We start from the raw sequence: 17,203 nt of genomic DNA on the forward strand, positions 1-17,203 counted from the left end.
TACGAGGTCTTTTGAGCGGCAGTATTGCAGTGGCAGGCGTATGTAACCCACCCCTACCCCTCCCGGGAGGGGAGTATCAGACCTGCGTGGAGCAAGTGGCGGGTTAAAGTCCCTCTGGCATGCGTGGACCGGCAGGTGTCAACATCCTCCTTCGCCCCCTTCAAAGGGGGAGTAGCAAAGTTAGTCCTGAGTTATGAGTCTTGAGTTCTGAGTCTCTTCTTTTCCCCTTAAGGATTCAATACGCACGAAGCAGCAATGCCTGGTTTCGCCGCCGCGCCGCGAGAGCAGCCAGAGACCGCCCTCATCTATAGGTACGCGTCTGGAGACTCGCGCCAGCGCGTGATGTGGGAAACCATTCGCAACAGGCAAGCAACAATGAACCATGAACCATCAACACTTCTGCCCCTGGCTGATGTGCGCAGCACGGGCTCGCCTCAGGCTAGCGGATCAGCAGTAGTTACCTACTGAAACAGAGAGAGCAAATAAGGCTGATCAGGAGGGGAACCGAAACCAGTCCTGGGGGTGAGCGCCTCTGTTAATACGGTGCCGCTCCAGCGGCAAGGCCGGAGGGCCTAGTTTTAACAGCAGTGCGAGCCGGCAGGACGGGGCCCCGCGGCCGTGAGCGCTTACCGGAAAAGATGAAACAGCAATGGGATTTCGCACCGGAGCAAACCCTAGAGCCAAGGGAACAGCAGACTACGCATTGCCACTGCCACTGCAGCAAAACAGCAGGGGAGCAGCAGCCCACGCATTGCAGCAGCAGCAGCAGCAGCAATCCCCAAAGCAGACTTCAAAAGAAGACCATTATCAAACGCTCAACACAAAAAACAAAAGGCCTGCTTTCAAAGCAGGCCTTTTGCAGGTATAAAAGAAAGGAAGTGTTACGCTGAAAAAGAGCTTCCGCAGCCGCAGGTGCTCTTCGCCTGAGGGTTGTTGAAGATGAAGCCACGGGCATTGAGGCCATCCTGGAAATCAACTTCCATCCCTAAGACATACATGGCGTGCTTCTTGTCCATGATGAGCTGGACACCCTCCAGTTCAAAAATCTCATCGGCGTCTTTGGCCTTGTCAAAGCCCAGCAGGTACGACATGCCAGAGCAGCCGCCACCTTGTACACCAATGCGTAACCCGTATTCGGCGGGTACATTTTTATCGTTCATGATTGCCTTCACCTCGTGCAGCGCACGCTCAGTGAGGGAGATCGGGGCTTTTTTTACGGTTGTGCTTTCCATAGTAGTGGGGTTTGCGCTACAAAGTTACTAAAAACTAGACTGTTTCTAAAGATTGGCGCTATACTATTAGTAACCGAAAAACTGTAGAAATGATTCAGCCAGGGCCACATGATTTTTTTACCGATATTTACCAAACCAAGCAGACGCCACCGCCGTCTGCTTTAACGTATTGCTGAGCTTACCTCTTTGAATGATGACTACACCTGATACTGCGACCCTGGTTCTGTGGGTATTGATAAGCACCCTGCCGGCTTTACTGGTAGGCGCGGGCATGTATGTGCTCACGCAAAAATACCTGGAGCGCGATTACCGCAAACGGCTGCTGGAGGTACGGCTCAAGAACAGCGAGGTTATACTGCCCATCAGGCTGCAGGCGTACGAGCGCATTATTCTTTTTCTGGAGCGCATCACCCCCAGCAACCTCCTGATCAGGGTAAGTCCGTCTGGGCTGTCTGCGGTTGAGTACCAGGCGCAGCTTCTGCAGGAGATCAGGGCAGAGTACACGCACAACCTGTCGCAGCAGCTGTACATGAGCGAGGTGGCGTGGCAGCAGGTGAAAAAAGCCAAGGAAGACGTGGTCACCATGATCAACCAGTGTTTTCAGCGGCTGGCGCCTGAGGCAAGGGGAACAGAATTGGCCAAACGCGTGCTGGAGAAGGTGCTGCACAATGAGATGGACCCAACTGCGCAGTCGCTCCAGTTCCTGAAGCAGGAACTGCATGAGATTTTTTAGCGGTAGAACGTTGATACTTGCTTTCTCAGACTGAGCCGTTTTGGGGCTGGTTTTCTGAAAACAGGCCCAAAACAGTTAAGCCGATATCAGGTCAAGATAAGTGGTAAGCATATACCAGAGCAGATGCACAGCGATAAACGCCTTGAGGGCAAAGACCAAAGACCAGAACATCTGTTTTGCATAAGCTTTTCTTCTGGCGGCCAGGCAAAAGAGAAACCCCAAGCCTAGAAAGGTCAGAAGAACGAGAAGCAGGAGATAGCCCAGGTAAAAATACCCAATGCTATTGGCTTCTCTGGCGGTATAGGCAAAGAGGTTCAGCACGAAAGTAAGGGCTGCAACACTAAGACCGCTAACTGCCGGAAGCTTCTTCCCAAAGGTTCCCATTTCCTTCTCTTTCCTCTCTTTCCTGCTGTTCATAAGACGGCAAACCTAAAACGGAAAAGACAGCTGCCCGCTTTGCTGCTTCCCGTAGTTCAGGTTGGAGACGGTGATGCCCAGCAGGCGTACCGGCTTGGTGGGCAGGAACGGGGTGTGCAGCAGTTCGGTGGCAATGTCTAGCAAGACTTCTTCGGCGCGTACGCCGGAATAAAAGGTTTTGCTGCGGGTGTTGAGGGTGAAGTCATGGTACTTGAGCTTGAGGGTAATGGTCTTGCCGCTGGCCTCCAGCCGGTGCAGGTCGTAGGCCACCTCCTCGGCCAGGCGTTGCAGTTGGGGCAGCATCTCCTCCTCGGTCTCCAGGTCTTCGCCGAAGGTGCGCTCTGAGCCAATGCTTTTTCTGATGCGGTTAGGCTCTACGGGCCGCTCATCCAGCGCCCGCGCAATCTGGTAAAAATAAGAGCCCGACTTGCCGAAATGCCGGCGCAAATCCATCTCTGACCGGTTCTTGAGGTCTGCGCCGCTGTGAATGCCCAGCTGCTTCATCTTGGCCGCCGTTACGTCTCCAATGCCGTAGAACTTCTCTATGGGCAGGGCCTCTACAAAGGCTTCGGCCTCTTCTGGCAGCACCACGGTGAGGCCGTTGGGTTTGTTCTTGCCAGAGGCCACCTTGGCCAGAAACTTATTGAAAGAGACGCCCGCTGAGGCGGTAAGCCGGGTTTCGTGCAGAATTTCATCTTTAATGCGCTGCGCAATAAACATGGCAGATTTGAGCCCTTTCTTGTTTACGGTCACATCCAGGTACGCCTCATCCAGTGACAGCGGCTCCACCAGGTCTGTATAGCTCAGGAAGATTTCCCGTATCTGCCTTGACACCTGCTGGTACACCTCAAAGCGCGTGGGCACCATGATGAGGTGCGGGCATTTGCGCAGCGCCACCTGGGTTGGCATAGCCGAGAAAACCCCATACTGACGGGCCTCATAGCTGGCGGCGGCCACCACGCCCCGGGCTTTGGTGCCGCCCACGGCCACCGGTTTTCCGCGGAGCGCCTGGTTGTCCCGCTGCTCCACAGAGGCAAAAAAGGCGTCCATGTCAATATGTATGATTTTGCGCACCGGGTAGGGGAGAGCGGCCTGCTCCTGGTCTTATGGCGGTACAGGAAGAAGAAAGGGAGGGGGAACACCTTGGTGGCGTACCATAATTATCTTGTTTCTTTACCAGAAACCCAACCCAGACTGCCTTCCTGCGTACTGCGAATTTAAATCAAAACCCCCATTTGGCCTGCACTTGCAGCAGAATATTCTACTTTTGTTCTCAAACCAAATTCTCTAATACCTCTTAACTATGAAAATCAAATCGTTACTCTCTCTGTTGGCATGCGGCGTAGTGAGTCAGTTTATGGTAGGCTGTTCTTCAGGCCAGTATTTTGATTTTAGCGTGCCGGCCACCTCTTACCGCAAAGTAGCCCCTGCCGCAGAGGCGCAGCAAGTGGCCGTGGTGCAGCCAGAAGCCCCCGTTGCGCCTTCGGCCGAGGCACCCGCTGCCCCAGCCCTGGAAGCCAGTGTGGCCAAAACTGCGGTTGTCACTAAATGGGGGAAGAAAGCGCCATTGACCTCGGCGGCTGTAGCCAAAGCCTTAGAGGCCAATCCGGCAGAAGCCAACGCAATGGCGGGTGAGATGGCTGCCATCAAAAGCAAGAAAGACATGATAACCATGGTGAAGCAGCTGAAAAAAGATGTGAAGGAGGCCAAACAGGCAAAAGCCAGCGGGCTCAATTACTACATCAAGATTGGTTTGGTGCTTCTGCTGGCCGGGTTGTTGTTGGCCGCCGTAGGTTTAGGGTTGGCGGGGCAGATCCTGGCCATTGTGGGGGTGGTCTTCCTGATCCTGGGTCTGTTGGAAGTGATTTAACGCAGCCGTCATTCCCTTGAAAAAACAGAAAGGCACCGCTCTGAGCGGTGCCTTTCTGTTTTTGGCCTGTTTTAGCAAAAACGGCCCCAAAACAGACATCAATCCTGGTGGCGGTTTACGTAGTAGAGTACAAGGCCCAGCAGCGTTACCGTGCCTTTGATAACCCACCCCACGGCACTGCCCCAGTTGTCTGCCCAGAGCAGGAGCCCGTGCTGAATTCCCAGCGGAGCCAGCAGCAGGGAAACCATCCCTGCCAGAAAAAGTAAGATGCCAATGAATTTCATAGCAGCTGCATTAAGTGATCTGATAAAATATAAAGCTATCTGTTTTGAAAAGGGGCGCTTCTGGAAGCGCAATGCGTGTTTTTTTTGAAGATGCAGAAAGACCTGCCATTTCATACCGCCTGCCCAACTTTTTTTTCTACCTGGTAAGAGCCGGGTAACGTTTGGCTATTGCCGTGCAACTCAGCCGCGCAGGAACCGGCCTTTCCCCTTGCCATAGCGCGGGTATGCTGCTCAGGAAGAGCGGCGCCCGAACCTTGCGCTGCAGCTTTTTACCTGCCATGCCCAAAGGTAAGCCATATAGAAACCATCTCCTGTTTTCGGCCTTGGCCGAAGGAAGGCTTGCATAGGCAAAAGAAAAGTCTGCGCCAGGGCCGCCCATGACAGACCAACTCCCAACACAGACTCTGGTTGATTCAAACTGGTGGTGCTGTATTTTCTGTTTTTGGCCTGTTTTCTGAAAAACATGCCAAAAACAGAAAATACAGCAGTGGCCGGATTAGTTGCTGTATTCTTCAGCGGCGCGGCCCCCGCCCAGCGGACCGCCTTCCTGCGGAACGCCTAACTTCTTCTCCCGCTGCTTCTGGTACTGGGCAAACTGTACAGGGGTCAGGACGGCTTTGAGAGATTCCAGGCGGGTGGCACCAATCAGGTCAATGGTGGCCTTCAGCTGCCGGGGGTTGGCCTTGTGGTCTACCTTCGCCTTCTCCAGTTGCTGAATGCTGGCGAGGTTGATCTCCCGCACCTTGGCCGCCTGGGCACCGCTTAGCCTAAGGTGTTGGGTCATGGTGGTGGTCATGGCTTGCGCGCGGGCCTCAGGGGTGGTAGGGGTGTTTTGCGCCTGGCTGGTGTAGGTGGCCAAGGCAAGGGCAAACAGTAGAACAAGTTGTTTCATACGGGTGAATGTTAATTCTGGCACTGTAAAGGTGGTTACAACCAAGAGTGATTTCCCGGGCAAATGGTTCCTTTCAGGCTTTTACAAAGATACAAAAACCAAGCCAGCCTTTGCCGCCGCCCACAAGATTTGACCTGCCAGCGGTGTGTGCGGTAAACTAAAATAGCCTTATCTTTGAAGACAGTTTTCTGCCCGCAGAAGAGGTAGGAAACAGCATACACGTCTTTTAAAGATTGACTTTAGATTAGCATGCCAGAAAACCATTTCAAGAAAATTGCGGGTGAGCTGCAGGTAAGTGAGCGTCAGGTAGAAGCCACGGTGCAATTGCTGGATGAGGGCGCCACCGTTCCCTTTATTGCCCGTTACCGCAAAGAAGTTACCGGCACTCTGGATGAGGTAGCCATTGCTGCCATCAGAGACCGTATTGAACAGCTCCGTGACCTGGACAAGCGCCGCGAGAGCATCCTGAAATCTTTGAAAGACCAGGAGAAACTCACCCCGGAGCTGGAAGCCCAGGTTTTAGCCGCCCAAACCATGGCCGTGCTGGAAGATATTTACCTTCCGTTCAAACCCAAGCGCCGTACCCGCGCCACCATTGCCCGTGAGAAAGGGCTGGAGCCGCTGGCGCAGACGCTGTTTGAGCAGGCCAACATTGACCTCCACACGGAGGCCGCCGCGTTTGTGTGCGAGGAGAAAGAAGTAAAAGACACTGAGGAGGCCTTGGCCGGCGCCCGTGACATCATTGCCGAATGGGTGAATGAAAACCCGGAAGCCCGGGCCAGCATCCGGAACCTGTTTGAAAAGCAGGGCGTGTTCAAGGCGCGCGTGGTGCCGGGTAAGGAAGAGGACGGCCAGAAGTACAAAGACTATTTTGAGTGGGACGAACCCATTGAGAAAGCCCCGTCGCACAGAATCCTGGCCATGCGCCGCGGCGAAAAAGAGAATGTTCTCATGCTAGACGCCCAGCCAGACGAAGACCTGGCCATTGAAGCCCTGGAACGCCAGTTTGTGAAAGGAAGCAACGCCGCTGCCCAGCAGGTGAAACTGGCCGTGAAAGATGCCTACAAGCGTCTGCTGCGCCTGAGCATGGAAACCGAGGTGCGCCTCTCGTCCAAAAAACGCGCTGATGAGGAAGCCATCAGGGTGTTTGCTGATAACCTGAGGCCTATGTTGCTGGCGGCTCCGCTGGGGCAGAAACGCGTACTGGCCATTGACCCCGGCTTTAGGACCGGCTGTAAAGTGGTAGCCCTTGATGAGCAAGGCAAGCTGCTGCACTATGAGGCTATTTTCCCGCACAACGGGGCCAATCAGGCTACCTTAGCCGGTCAGCAGGTGCTGGTAATGTGCCACAAATACAACATTGAAGCCATTGCCATTGGCAACGGTACCGCCAGCCGCGAGACTGAAACCTTTGTGCGGGGCCTGGGCCTGCCCAACACCATTGCCATCATCATGGTAAATGAAAGCGGCGCCTCTATTTATTCTGCCTCAGACGTGGCCCGGGAGGAGTTCCCAGACCAGGACATCACCGTACGGGGAGCCGTGTCTATTGGCCGCCGCCTGATGGACCCGTTGGCCGAGCTGGTGAAGATTGACCCCAAGTCTATTGGCGTAGGCCAGTACCAGCATGACGTGGACCAGAACGCCCTCAAGCACAGCCTGGATGATGTGGTCATGAGCTGCGTGAATGCCGTGGGCGTAGAGGTGAATACAGCCAGCAAACAGCTGTTGACCTACGTGTCTGGCCTGGGGCCGCAACTGGCGCAGAACATTGTAGAGTACCGCAACCAGAACGGGCCTTTCAAAACCCGCAATGAACTGCGCAAAGTAGCCCGTCTGGGTGATAAAGCCTTTGAGCAGGCGGCCGGTTTCCTGCGCATAAGAGGGGGGAAGCACCCGCTTGACTCCAGTGCGGTACACCCTGAGCGGTACGGGTTGGTAGAGCAGATGGCCAAAGACCTGGGAGCCACCGTAGAAGACCTGCTCCAGAACGCCGAGTTGCGCAAGCAGATTGATCTGAAAAAATACGTGTCAGACACCGTAGGTTTGCCCACCTTGCAAGACATCCTGAGCGAGCTTTCCAAACCAGGCCGTGATCCACGTCAGTCGTTTGAGGCGTTCAGCTTCACTGAGGGTGTTAATGAAATCAAAGACCTGCGTACCGGCATGAAATTACCCGGCATTGTCACCAACATTACGGCCTTTGGGGCATTCGTTGACATTGGGGTGCACCAGGACGGTCTGGTACACGTGAGCCATTTGTCTGACCGCTTTGTGAGCAATCCGCATGACGTGGTGAAGGTGGGGCAGAAGGTTGAGGTAACCGTGCTGGAGGTAGAGGTGGGGCGCAAGCGCATTGCCCTCTCTATGAAAGGCGATCCCGCCGCCGCCGGAACCAGGCCTAGCCGGGGCAATGACCGCAAGGCAGGCGGCCAGAACAGCCGCCGGGAAGCTCCCGTGGAGGAAGAAGACATGGCGACCAAACTGAACAAGCTGAAGAGCATGTTCCGGTAACCAAGCCTGTTCAAGATCAGCAAAAGGCCAGAGAATTTCTCTGGCCTTTTTTGGGTTTGCTTCAAATGTTTGCGCCGGTACGTCTCACCTTTGCCTGTTGAAGTAAGGTGCCCACATCTGGTACATTGGTGTTAGCCATGGAAGGAGTGCAAGAAAACTTTTTAACCAGGAGATACTTTAAAACCTATATGCGCTTTTGTGCATCATCTGCTTAATTGTATCTTTATAACAACATTTTATTTAAGTACTTAGAGCTTGTTTCAATTTTGATTTTGCAGGCGGTAAGCGGGCATAAGGTTCTTCTATAGCATTTTCAGAGCAGCATAGCAGCGCTATGGTGTGAAGAAAAAGGCAAAGTCAGGTTCTTTAGATGCCCGTTTGCAGCGCAAGACAAATGTAAGCATGCTCTTCTATCCATTATTTATATGCAGAAATTTTTACCCTTTTTCTTACTGGTTCTCTTTACCTTCTCAGCACAGGCTCAAAAAGACACCCTGCGCATCAGAAATATCTCTTATGCCTCTGCCTTTGAAGAGAAATACCTGAAAGCCCTGGACGCAGGCGATCAGAATCAACTGGCTTTGCTGTTAGCGGTGAACCCGTCTGTGACAGAAACTGAGCTTGGGGTGGCAAAACAGGCAATGCAACAGCTGTACACCGCCTTAGATCTGAGCAAAATTCAGGAAAAGCCGCTAGCCAAGCAGGTAAAGCTTATTTTTGAAACCGCCCACAGGCGTTTCCTGAAGAAATATGAAGAAATCGCCTCTTTTGATCAGGTGATGAAAACCGGGACTTATAACTGTGTGAGCGCCACCGCCCTCTACGCAGTCATTCTGGAGCATTACAACATTGCGTATGAGATTAAACAACTCCCTACCCATGTGTACCTGGTGGCTGATCCCAAAGGCAGCAACATTATGATGGAGTCTACCAACCCCGCAGGCGGCTATTTTGTACCAGATCCCAAGTTTAAAAAGAACTATGTGGAGTATTTGCAGAAAGGGAAGCTGGTCAGTGAGGAAGAAGTCAGAACCAAAGGGGTGGAAGGCGTCTTCAGCGAGCATTTTAAGGCTGATAAATCCATCTCCTTTAAGCAGCTGGTTGCGTTGCAGTATTACAATGAAGGGGTGAAGAAATATGAGGAGCAGGCGTATGAGAACGCCAGTAAAGCGTTTCAGAAGGCGTATTACCTGTACCCATCCAATGAGACGCGCTATCTGCTCACGTCTGCACTGGCTCAGCAGATGAATGGGATCAACTATGACAAAATGGAGCAGGTGGAGCTCCTGACCAGTTTCTACGCCATGCAGCCAGGTGACGCTTACCGTGATGAGTTTACCAATGACTTCAAGGTCATGACGCAGAAACACCTGTTAGACAAGCCAGATACCGCTTTCTACAACAAGATTTACACGGCCTTCCTGAACACGGCACGGGACAGCGTCTCTTATAAAGACATAGCGTATGTGTACCATTTCCATCAGGGAAGAGTCAGGGCCCTGAACAATCAGTATGCCCCGGCGCTGGAATTCTTTACCAAAGCCTATTCCTTCAACCCGGCCAGCACCGAGTTGACCGGAATGATCAAATCTGTAGTGTATGAGTTGCTGAACCGCAACCGTTTTCAAGGAGATTTAGGGAAGTCAGTTGAGCAGTACCAGAAACGCTTCAGCTTTTTCAATAATGATCCCACTTTCCATAATGTCTGCCTCCTGGCCTTTGCAAGGGCAACCCAAAATGCTTTTGATGCTGACAACAGGGCAGAGGGAAAGAAGATGTTGGCCTCACTTGAAAGTCTGTACAAGCAAGACAAAGGAGATTTCACGGCCCGAATGATGGGAGATCTGCATTTGATCGCCTGCCAGTCTTATATGAGAGCTAAAAGTGCCGCCGGAATGAAAGAGTATGCGAAAAAGGGACTGGCGTATGATCCTAATAACGAGCGTCTGCGGTTAGTGACCACCATGCCGGCAAATGCCAGGTTTTAAAAGACCAGCTTCTACCACGGTACATGCAAAAGGCCAGAGAGTTTCTCTGGCCTTTTGCATGGGTTGGGCCGTAGGCCGTTGCGGGCAAACAGCCCCCATTTCTGTTTTGGGGCTTTTTTCTGAAAAACAGCCCCAAAACAGAAATGGGGGCTGGGGAAAATGCTTTGTATTCCGCCGTGGCGGGAAATACTTTATTAAAATTACTTTAGCCCAACCGGGAGAATACCCTTCAGAGCTGCTGTAGGCCATGGGGGTGTTGAAGTTTGGGTGGCTTGTCTTAGGAGGTCTGCCTTTGAGGGATTATTTTTGGGGTGACGGCAAGGGGGAACCACCACGCCAGCTAAGGTAACTGTAGGCCAGAAGTAGCTGAATAAATTTTACCTAACTGGATTAGTACTATTCATTTGTTGGTTTACTCCTAAACCTGAACCCGGTAAATCTAGTTATTAACATGATAAATAAGGCAAAAGATCTTTCGCCTTTACACCATGGCATTAAGCTGCTAATTAAAAAAGTATAAATGGATAAGAAGTACCTTCATCTGGAGCTGGACCGGTTGCACCACCTTTTGGTGCTGCACTGGCAGGACTTTGTTCCAAGTGAAGCGTACCGTGAAGGCCTGTTAGAGGGGCTGCAGGTGTCCAGGCGGGAGAACGTGGTCAACTGGGTCATGGATACCAAGCACATGAAGGTAATCAGGCAGGCAGACCAGGATTGGACCGTCACCACCTGGTTTCCGCAGTTCCAACTCCTGGGGGTGAAGCGGCTGGGGATTGTGGTGTCTAATGATATCTTCAACCAGATGGCCATCAGTAGCATGGTGGCGGCCCTCAGGTCTAAAATGTCTAGTGAGGTAGAGTACTTTCAGGAATTGGAGGCGGCGCTCCGGTGGGCGCAGGAGGGGGAGAGCGGCATTTCTACCTTGTTTACCGTACAATAAGCCTATAAAACGTCTCTGGTTACCTGTATGCAGATTAAAAAGAAAGTAAAAGCCATTCTTCCGTTAGAAGGCGGCCGTTTTGTGGCCCTGGGGGTGTTTGTAAAAGCCGCTGAGCAAGCCAATTGGTCAGACCAGGAGATACAGTCAGTGATAGATGAGGTGGTGGAGGCTGAAGAGCCTGAAGCGCTGGCTTTGCTGCAATCGTACACAGTGCAGTAATTATTACCGCCGCCTATGCCGTTAAGTCCTAAACTGGAGGCCAAGCTGGCCAAACCATATGCCCCCTCTTCCCGCATTGATGATGTTTTTGCCGGGAACGACCTCACCTTTATCACAGATGAGAACGGCCGCGCGGTCACCTTGTTCATTGGCAGGCGCCGGCCAGACGGCAGCATTAGCGGCGAGCGGTACGTGCGCCGGTTCAAATATGAGGCAGACGGCACTACCGTCAAGTCCAGCCACTGGGAAGGCAAAGGCAAAGTCACCCGTTCCTGACGTTTCTGTTTTTGGCCTGTTTTCAGAAAATCAGGCCAAAAACAGAAACTTTATTGCAGCCGGTGTCCCTTTCGGCAAATGCCGAAAACAGCATTGAAAAAAGTTTCCCCTTAAAAAAGGCGGTATTGATTTCTTGAGGAGAGGCGGCCTGGTCATTTCACCTGATGATAAAATGGCCCTAAGGCATCTCTGTTCCCAACTCTTTCCAGAATTGCCCCCGTATTTAGGGCAAAAACCCGGTGGTATGAAAATATTGGTCATTGAAGATGAACCCGCCATGCTGGAGAACATGGTCAGTTCCCTTAAACAGGAGCAGTACATGGTAGAGTCTGCCTCTACCTTTGATCTGGCCCTGGAGAAGGTTTCCCTGTATGACTATGACTGTATTCTGCTGGACATCACCCTGCCAGACGGCAACGGCCTGGAACTGCTGGAGGAACTGAAGAAACAGCAGAAAACGGACGGGGTGATCATTGTCTCCGCCAAAGACAGCCTGGATGATAAGATTGCCGGTCTGGAGATGGGCGCAGATGATTACCTGCCCAAGCCGTTCCACATGGCAGAACTGCACGCCCGGGTAAAGTCTGTGCTGCGGCGCAGAAAGTTTGAGGGCAACAACCTGCTCCAGCTCCAGAACCTCCAGATTGACTTAGACAAGCATGAAGTACAGGTGGCCGGCCAGGAACTCACCCTCAACCGGAAAGAGTATGACATCCTGCTGTACCTGGCTACCAACAAAGACCGGCTGGTGAGCAAAACCGCCTTGGCCGAGCACGTGTGGGGCGATTACATTGACCAGGCAGACAACTATGAGTTCATCTACTCGCAGATCAAGAACCTCCGGAAAAAGCTCAAAGACCATTGCGCCGAAATAGAAATCCAGGCCATTTACGGCATTGGCTATAAACTGGTCATAGTATGAAACTGCTCAACCGCGCCACCGCCTACTTTGCCGTGCTGCTCCTGGTGGTGCTTTCTGCGTGGGCGGCTCTTTTTTACTACAACATGCTGGATGAAATCTATGACAGCATAGATGATGGCCTGGAGAACCAGAAAATACTGGTGATGCAAAAAGCCCTGCAAGATAGTACCGTGCTGGCGCAGCGGGAGTTTGAGGCCGGGTATTACCAGGTCAAGGAGCTCCCCTTTAACCTGGCGGCCAACCGCAAAGACCAGTACCGGGACACGCTCATGTACATGTTGAATGAGAAGGATTATGAGCCGGTCAGATTGCTGGTGACGGTTTTTCAGCAGGGCGGGCGGTATTATGAGCTACGGGTGATCACCTCTATGGTAGAGGAAGATGACCTCATTGAAGACCTGCTGTACTCCCTGCTGTGGCTGTACCTGGGGCTGCTGGTAAGCCTTTTAACCCTGAACAACCTGGTGCTCAAGAGTATCTGGCAACCCTTTTACCAGATACTGCACCGGCTGCAGCGGTTCAGGCTGGAGAAAGGGGAGGCCCTGCCCCCGGTCAAGACCAACATTGAAGAGTTCAGGCTGCTGCATGAGACGGTAGACAAGCTGCTGCAAAGCAACATTGACACCTATAACAGCCAGAAAGCCTTTATTGAAAACGCGTCACATGAGTTGCAAACACCGTTGGCCATCAGCCTGAACAAGCTGGAGCTGCTGGTAGAGAAAGAAGGGCTCACAGAAGAGCAGATGCTGCAGCTGGGTGCGGTGATGCAGCACCTGGGGCGGCTTTCGCGGCTGAACAAGTCCCTGTTGCTCCTGTCTAAGATTGAGAACCGCCAATTTCAGGAGATGGGGCCGGTGAACCTGCAGGAGATTGTACGGCAGGCACTGGCAGACCTGGGAGATCAGATAGAATACAAAGAGCTGCAGGTCTCTGTGCAGGAGGAGCCGTGTCTGGTGCAGGTAAACCCAGATCTGGCCACGGTGCTGGTGTACAACCTGCTCAAGAATGCCGTGGTACACAATGTGCAGGGCGGCTTTCTCAACCTTCACCTCACTGCCCAGGCGCTGGTGCTGGAGAACTCCGGCAAAGACCAGGCGCTAGACACCCAGAAACTGTTCTCCCGGTTCTACAAAGAGGCTTCAGCGTCTGGCTCAACGGGGCTGGGGCTGGCCATTGCCAAAGCCATATGTGACCTGTACGGGTTCAGCATCAGGTACCGCTACCAGCAGGCGCACCTTCTGGAAGTAACGTTCTAAGGCTGTTTCTGGGCTGTTTTCTGAAAAACAGCCCAGAAACAGGAAACTTTATTCTGCGCCAGAGCCTGGTTCAATTTGCCTTTCACGCCGCAGAGTGCCAGGCAAAATGCCGTCGCTCACCCTTTTCTTGCCCCGTGGCGCTGCTGCGCAACTCAACTACTGCTGTTGTAGATCCTCTCTCTGGCACTCTTCGCCCGTAAATAAAAAATCAGATATGCTCTGAAAAAAAAATCAGCAATGCAGGCCTATTCCCAATTGTTTCCGGTTTTGAGTCTGACCTTTGGACTGTAAATTATAATTAACCTGAAGGAAAAAGATATGAAAGCCAGTATGATAGCCTTGATAACAGCCGGAACCGTGTTCATGGGCTGTAGCCAGAAAATCACCCCGGAGAACCTCCCCTCAGTGGTGAAAAATGCCGTGCATTCTAAATTCCCCGCCGCCCAGGTGGTGGAGTGGGAGAAGGAGGGGAGCCTCTTTGAGGCCGAGTTCGCCATAGGCCAGACTGAATACACCGCCCTGGTAGACGGCACCGGCAATATTGTGAAAAGCAAGCAGGAGCTCACCGCTGCTGACCTGCCGGCAGAAATAGCCATGACCCTGAAGAAAGACTTCCAGGCCTACCTGGTGGAAGACGTGGAGCGGGTAGAGCAGCAAGGGCAGGTGTACTTTCAAGTGGAGTTGGAGAACAACAATGAAGAGCTGAAACAAGTGTACACCGCTGCCGGCACCGCCGCTTCAGTGCCCTTCTGGGACTAAGCCTGCCTGCGGGCAGGAAAGGTTGAAAAAAGCTGTTTTCGGCCTGTTTTCCAGAAAACAGGCCGAAAACAGAAACAAACAGTATACAGCGTATGGCCAGACGGTTTTGCCAGGCCCGCGCTTCACCAGAAAATAAAGAAAACTATGAAACGGTTGCAAGTCATTATTGGAGGGCTTCTCCTGTCAGTGTCCCTGATTGCGTGTGAGGCCAGTCAGGCAGATGCCAAGGGCACTGAGGGGGCCCGTAAGGAAAAGAAAGCGAAGAAAGAGAAGGTGGCGCCAGAGCCGGCCTCTGCCGCCGTCACAGTGACCCGGAAATGGGAGGTGCCTGAGATTCTGCGTGAAGTCTCTGGCATTGTCTATATGGGGAACGGCCAGTTTGCCTGCATTCAGGATGAGGCCGGGGTGATCTTCATTTACAACACCCAATCTGGGTTGATTGAGCGCCAGATTACCTTCGGCGCAGCCGGTGACTATGAGGGTATTGCCCTGAACGGGACCACGGCCTACGTGGTGCGCAGTGACGGGAGGGTTTTTGAGGTGACCAACATTGACACGCCCAAGAACAAGGTGAGCGAGTTTACCACCCACCTCACCGCCAACCACAACGTAGAGGGGCTGGCGTTTGACCAGAAGAACAACCGCCTGCTGCTGGCCATCAAGGGCGAGGAGGCCGGCGCCCCAGACTTCAAAGGGATTTATGCCTTTGACCTGGCCGCTAAGAAACTGGCCGAGCAGCCCATTATGAAACTGAGCCTGCGGGACCCGCAGCTGTCTAAGCTGGCGAAGGCCAAGCGCAAGAGCCTGAGCAAAATCTGGCAGCCGTCTGAGATTGCCGTGCACCCGGTATCAGGGGAGATTTACCTTACGGAGGCCTCTAACCCGCAGATCTTCATCCTGAATGAAAACGGAAGCATCAAGAAGCGGTACCCGTTGAGCAAGTCCCAGTTCTATAAACCAGAGGGGATTGCCTTCAGCCCGGCTGGGGAGCTCTTCATTTCAAACGAGGGCAAAAAAGAAAAAGGGAATATTATGGCCGTACAGATCAAGTCATAACCAGTGCGTTTTAGCGCTGGTTTGACAAAAACAGGCCAGAAACAGAAAAGCCGCCCCGGTTACCGGGGCGGCTTTTCTGTTGAGAGCGCATGCGCGGGGCTTTCTCTGGGGTGGGCATATCAAAAAGTTCTTGCAAATGCTGTAACGGTTAGCTACTTTTATTGATATTAATATGATATCAAAATAACTAAAGCTATGAATGCAGAAAAACCCCATCACCCCGCTTCCGGCTACGCCATTCTGGTGTTGCTTTTGCTCCTGATCATGGCAGGCGGTACCTGTGTGTATTACATAAGCCCAGAAGTCATGGTGCCCTTTGCGCTGGTGTTCATCTTTCTGTGCAAGGGTTTCAAAATTGTAAACCCCAATGAATCAAGGGTGCTCACCCTGTTTGGCGAGTACAAAGGCACCATTAAGCAGAACGGCTTTTTCTGGGTAAACCCGTTCTTCGCGTCTAAAGACATCTCCCTGCGCGCCCGTAATCTGGACACCAACCCCATTAAGGTGAATGACAAGTTGGGCAACCCCATCATGATTGGCGTGGTGCTGGTATGGCGGGTAGAGGAGACCTTTAAGGCTGCGTTTGAGGTTGACAATTTTGAGCTTTTTGTGAAAGTGCAGAGCGAGTCTGCCATGCGCAAGTTGGCCGGTGCCTACCCGTATGACAACTTTGAAGACGAAAGCGAGATTTCGCTGCGCGGCAGCAGCCAGGAAGTGAATGATGAGCTGGAGCGGGAACTCATGGAGCGCCTGGCCATAGCCGGAATCCATGTGCTGGAGGCCCGCATCAGCTATCTGGCCTACGCCCAGGAGATTGCCAGTGCCATGCTGCAGCGCCAGCAGGCAACCGCCATTGTGGCCGCCCGCGCCAAAATAGTAGAGGGGGCTGTGGGCATGGTAGACATGGCCCTGGCGCAACTGAATGACAAACGCCTGGTCACCTTTGATGAAGAACGCAAAGCCGCCATGGTCAGCAACCTCATGGTGGTGCTTTGCTCAGACCGGGCGGTGTCGCCGGTGGTCAACACAGGAACCTTACACCCCTAGCCTATGGCCGAAAAAAAATCGTTTGCCCTGCGCATGAATGCAGAGATGATGAAGGCGGTAGAAAAATGGGCAGCAGATGAGTTCAGGAGTACCAACGGCCAGATTGAATGGATTATTCAGGAAGCCCTGAAAAAGGCGGGCCGCATGCCCAAGCCCAAACCAGATAGACCTGAAGAAGCGGCTCCCTAATGTCTGCTCTATCCCTCAGATCTGGGCATCCCCTTCCGCCCGGGGCGGAAAAAAGGGTGAATTATCAGTTGAACAGCTTGCTCCCAAGTCTGGAAAGGCCACGTTGACACCTATACCTTCAGCTGGAGGTGCCCGTGAGATGTAGGCGGTTCCCTTGCGGGAGATCAAATTTCTGCTGAATGGAACTGGCGGAAGGGCGGGAAACCCATAGCCGCCCCGCCTCTGTCAGATAAGAAGCATAGAAGCAAGCCTGCTGGAGGCAGGCTTGCTTCTATACAGGGCGCATCAATGAAGCCTGGCAGAATAAAACCCTCCCATTCCTGAACCGCTAAAGTAGAATTGCGTTTTGGGCCTGTTTTTCCAAAACAGGCCCAAAACAGGTTCAGCGGAGACCGCCTCAAATTCCCACCTTCCCTGCCGGGTAGAGGCTGTTTCCTTTCACCTGACAGAGATCCCCCTCTCAGGAGAATTACTTTCTGAAAATATAGTGGTTTGTTTTTGTGTTGATTCTCATGGAGTTTAGCCATAAATGGGTAGAAATACTGATGGAAATTGAAATGTAATCAAATTGTTATTGAAGATAAATTAGATAACTTAAGCCTGATTTTA

At 52.6% G+C, this 17,203-nt stretch carries 18 protein-coding genes; 13 read left to right on the forward strand and 5 right to left on the reverse strand.

Annotated features, from left to right (window positions below; genetic code table 11):
- Positions 1-881: 881 nt before the first annotated feature.
- On the reverse strand, positions 882-1,232 hold the full coding sequence (locus tag FHS90_RS08205; protein WP_182512672.1) for a HesB/IscA family protein: 351 nt from the start codon (positions 1,230-1,232) through the stop codon (positions 882-884).
- Positions 1,233-1,422: 190 nt separating this feature from the next.
- Between FHS90_RS08205 and FHS90_RS08210 the strand changes: the two genes are divergently transcribed.
- The gene (locus FHS90_RS08210) at positions 1,423-1,965 is read left to right on the forward strand and encodes a DUF7935 family protein (protein WP_246386764.1); all 543 of its coding nucleotides are present in this window, start codon (positions 1,423-1,425) and stop codon (positions 1,963-1,965) included.
- A gap of 75 nt (positions 1,966-2,040) precedes the next feature.
- On the opposite strand, the gene FHS90_RS08215 is transcribed toward FHS90_RS08210, so the two are convergent.
- Both FHS90_RS08215 and dinB read right to left on the reverse strand, forming a co-directional pair.
- Complete coding sequence (locus tag FHS90_RS08215) at positions 2,041-2,349, reverse strand: hypothetical protein (RefSeq protein WP_066834398.1); 309 nt, start codon at positions 2,347-2,349, stop codon at positions 2,041-2,043.
- A 45-nt stretch (positions 2,350-2,394) separates the two neighbouring features.
- On the reverse strand, positions 2,395-3,456 hold the full coding sequence (gene dinB / locus FHS90_RS08220) for a DNA polymerase IV (RefSeq protein ID WP_182512673.1): 1,062 nt from the start codon (positions 3,454-3,456) through the stop codon (positions 2,395-2,397).
- 229 nt (positions 3,457-3,685) lie between these two features.
- Between dinB and FHS90_RS08225 the strand changes: the two genes are divergently transcribed.
- Positions 3,686-4,252, forward strand: a complete 567-nt coding sequence (locus FHS90_RS08225; RefSeq protein ID WP_182512674.1) for a hypothetical protein — start codon at positions 3,686-3,688, stop codon at positions 4,250-4,252.
- Between the two features lie 98 nt (positions 4,253-4,350).
- On the opposite strand, the gene FHS90_RS08230 is transcribed toward FHS90_RS08225, so the two are convergent.
- Together FHS90_RS08230 and FHS90_RS08235 are read right to left on the reverse strand one after the other, a co-directional pair.
- Positions 4,351-4,536 (reverse strand): hypothetical protein, encoded by a 186-nt coding sequence (locus FHS90_RS08230; protein WP_066834408.1) that lies wholly within the window; start codon positions 4,534-4,536, stop codon positions 4,351-4,353.
- A 496-nt stretch (positions 4,537-5,032) separates the two neighbouring features.
- A complete protein-coding gene (locus FHS90_RS08235; protein ID WP_182512675.1) occupies positions 5,033-5,428 on the reverse strand; it encodes a DUF4890 domain-containing protein in 396 nt (131 codons plus the stop codon).
- A 249-nt stretch (positions 5,429-5,677) separates the two neighbouring features.
- On the opposite strand from FHS90_RS08235, the gene FHS90_RS08240 reads away from it, so the two are divergent.
- The 11 genes from FHS90_RS08240 to FHS90_RS08290 all read left to right on the forward strand — a co-directional run bounded on the left by FHS90_RS08240 (position 5,678) and on the right by FHS90_RS08290 (position 16,594).
- A complete protein-coding gene (locus FHS90_RS08240) occupies positions 5,678-7,942 on the forward strand; it encodes a Tex family protein (RefSeq protein WP_182512676.1) in 2,265 nt (754 codons plus the stop codon).
- A 425-nt stretch (positions 7,943-8,367) separates the two neighbouring features.
- Positions 8,368-9,930, forward strand: a complete 1,563-nt coding sequence (locus FHS90_RS08245; protein WP_066834417.1) for a hypothetical protein — start codon at positions 8,368-8,370, stop codon at positions 9,928-9,930.
- A gap of 520 nt (positions 9,931-10,450) precedes the next feature.
- On the forward strand, positions 10,451-10,870 hold the full coding sequence (locus FHS90_RS08250; protein ID WP_182512677.1) for a hypothetical protein: 420 nt from the start codon (positions 10,451-10,453) through the stop codon (positions 10,868-10,870).
- 27 nt (positions 10,871-10,897) lie between these two features.
- Positions 10,898-11,089, forward strand: coding sequence for a hypothetical protein (locus FHS90_RS08255; RefSeq protein WP_066834423.1), 192 nt, complete (start codon positions 10,898-10,900; stop codon positions 11,087-11,089).
- Between the two features lie 15 nt (positions 11,090-11,104).
- Positions 11,105-11,365: a hypothetical protein gene (locus FHS90_RS08260; RefSeq protein WP_066834425.1), complete on the forward strand. Its 261-nt coding sequence runs from the start codon at positions 11,105-11,107 to the stop codon at positions 11,363-11,365.
- 244 nt (positions 11,366-11,609) lie between these two features.
- Complete coding sequence (locus tag FHS90_RS08265; protein WP_066834427.1) at positions 11,610-12,287, forward strand: response regulator transcription factor; 678 nt, start codon at positions 11,610-11,612, stop codon at positions 12,285-12,287.
- Entirely contained in the window at positions 12,284-13,543 is a 1,260-nt protein-coding gene (locus tag FHS90_RS08270) for a sensor histidine kinase (RefSeq protein WP_182512678.1), read from the forward strand. The genes FHS90_RS08265 and FHS90_RS08270 overlap by 4 nt, the downstream gene beginning before the upstream one ends.
- 318 nt (positions 13,544-13,861) lie before the next feature.
- A complete protein-coding gene (locus tag FHS90_RS08275; RefSeq protein ID WP_066834432.1) occupies positions 13,862-14,302 on the forward strand; it encodes a PepSY-like domain-containing protein in 441 nt (146 codons plus the stop codon).
- Positions 14,303-14,446: 144 nt separating this feature from the next.
- A complete protein-coding gene (locus FHS90_RS08280; protein ID WP_182512679.1) occupies positions 14,447-15,358 on the forward strand; it encodes an SdiA-regulated domain-containing protein in 912 nt (303 codons plus the stop codon).
- Between the two features lie 195 nt (positions 15,359-15,553).
- The gene (locus FHS90_RS08285; protein ID WP_182512680.1) at positions 15,554-16,405 is read left to right on the forward strand and encodes an SPFH domain-containing protein; all 852 of its coding nucleotides are present in this window, start codon (positions 15,554-15,556) and stop codon (positions 16,403-16,405) included.
- A gap of 3 nt (positions 16,406-16,408) precedes the next feature.
- Complete coding sequence (locus FHS90_RS08290) at positions 16,409-16,594, forward strand: type II toxin-antitoxin system antitoxin (protein ID WP_066834442.1); 186 nt, start codon at positions 16,409-16,411, stop codon at positions 16,592-16,594.
- Positions 16,595-17,203: the final 609 nt, after the last annotated feature.

Origin of the sequence: Rufibacter ruber, assembly GCF_014138425.1 — a bacterium.
GTDB classification, from domain to species: Bacteria; Bacteroidota; Bacteroidia; order Cytophagales; family Hymenobacteraceae; genus Nibribacter; species Nibribacter ruber_C.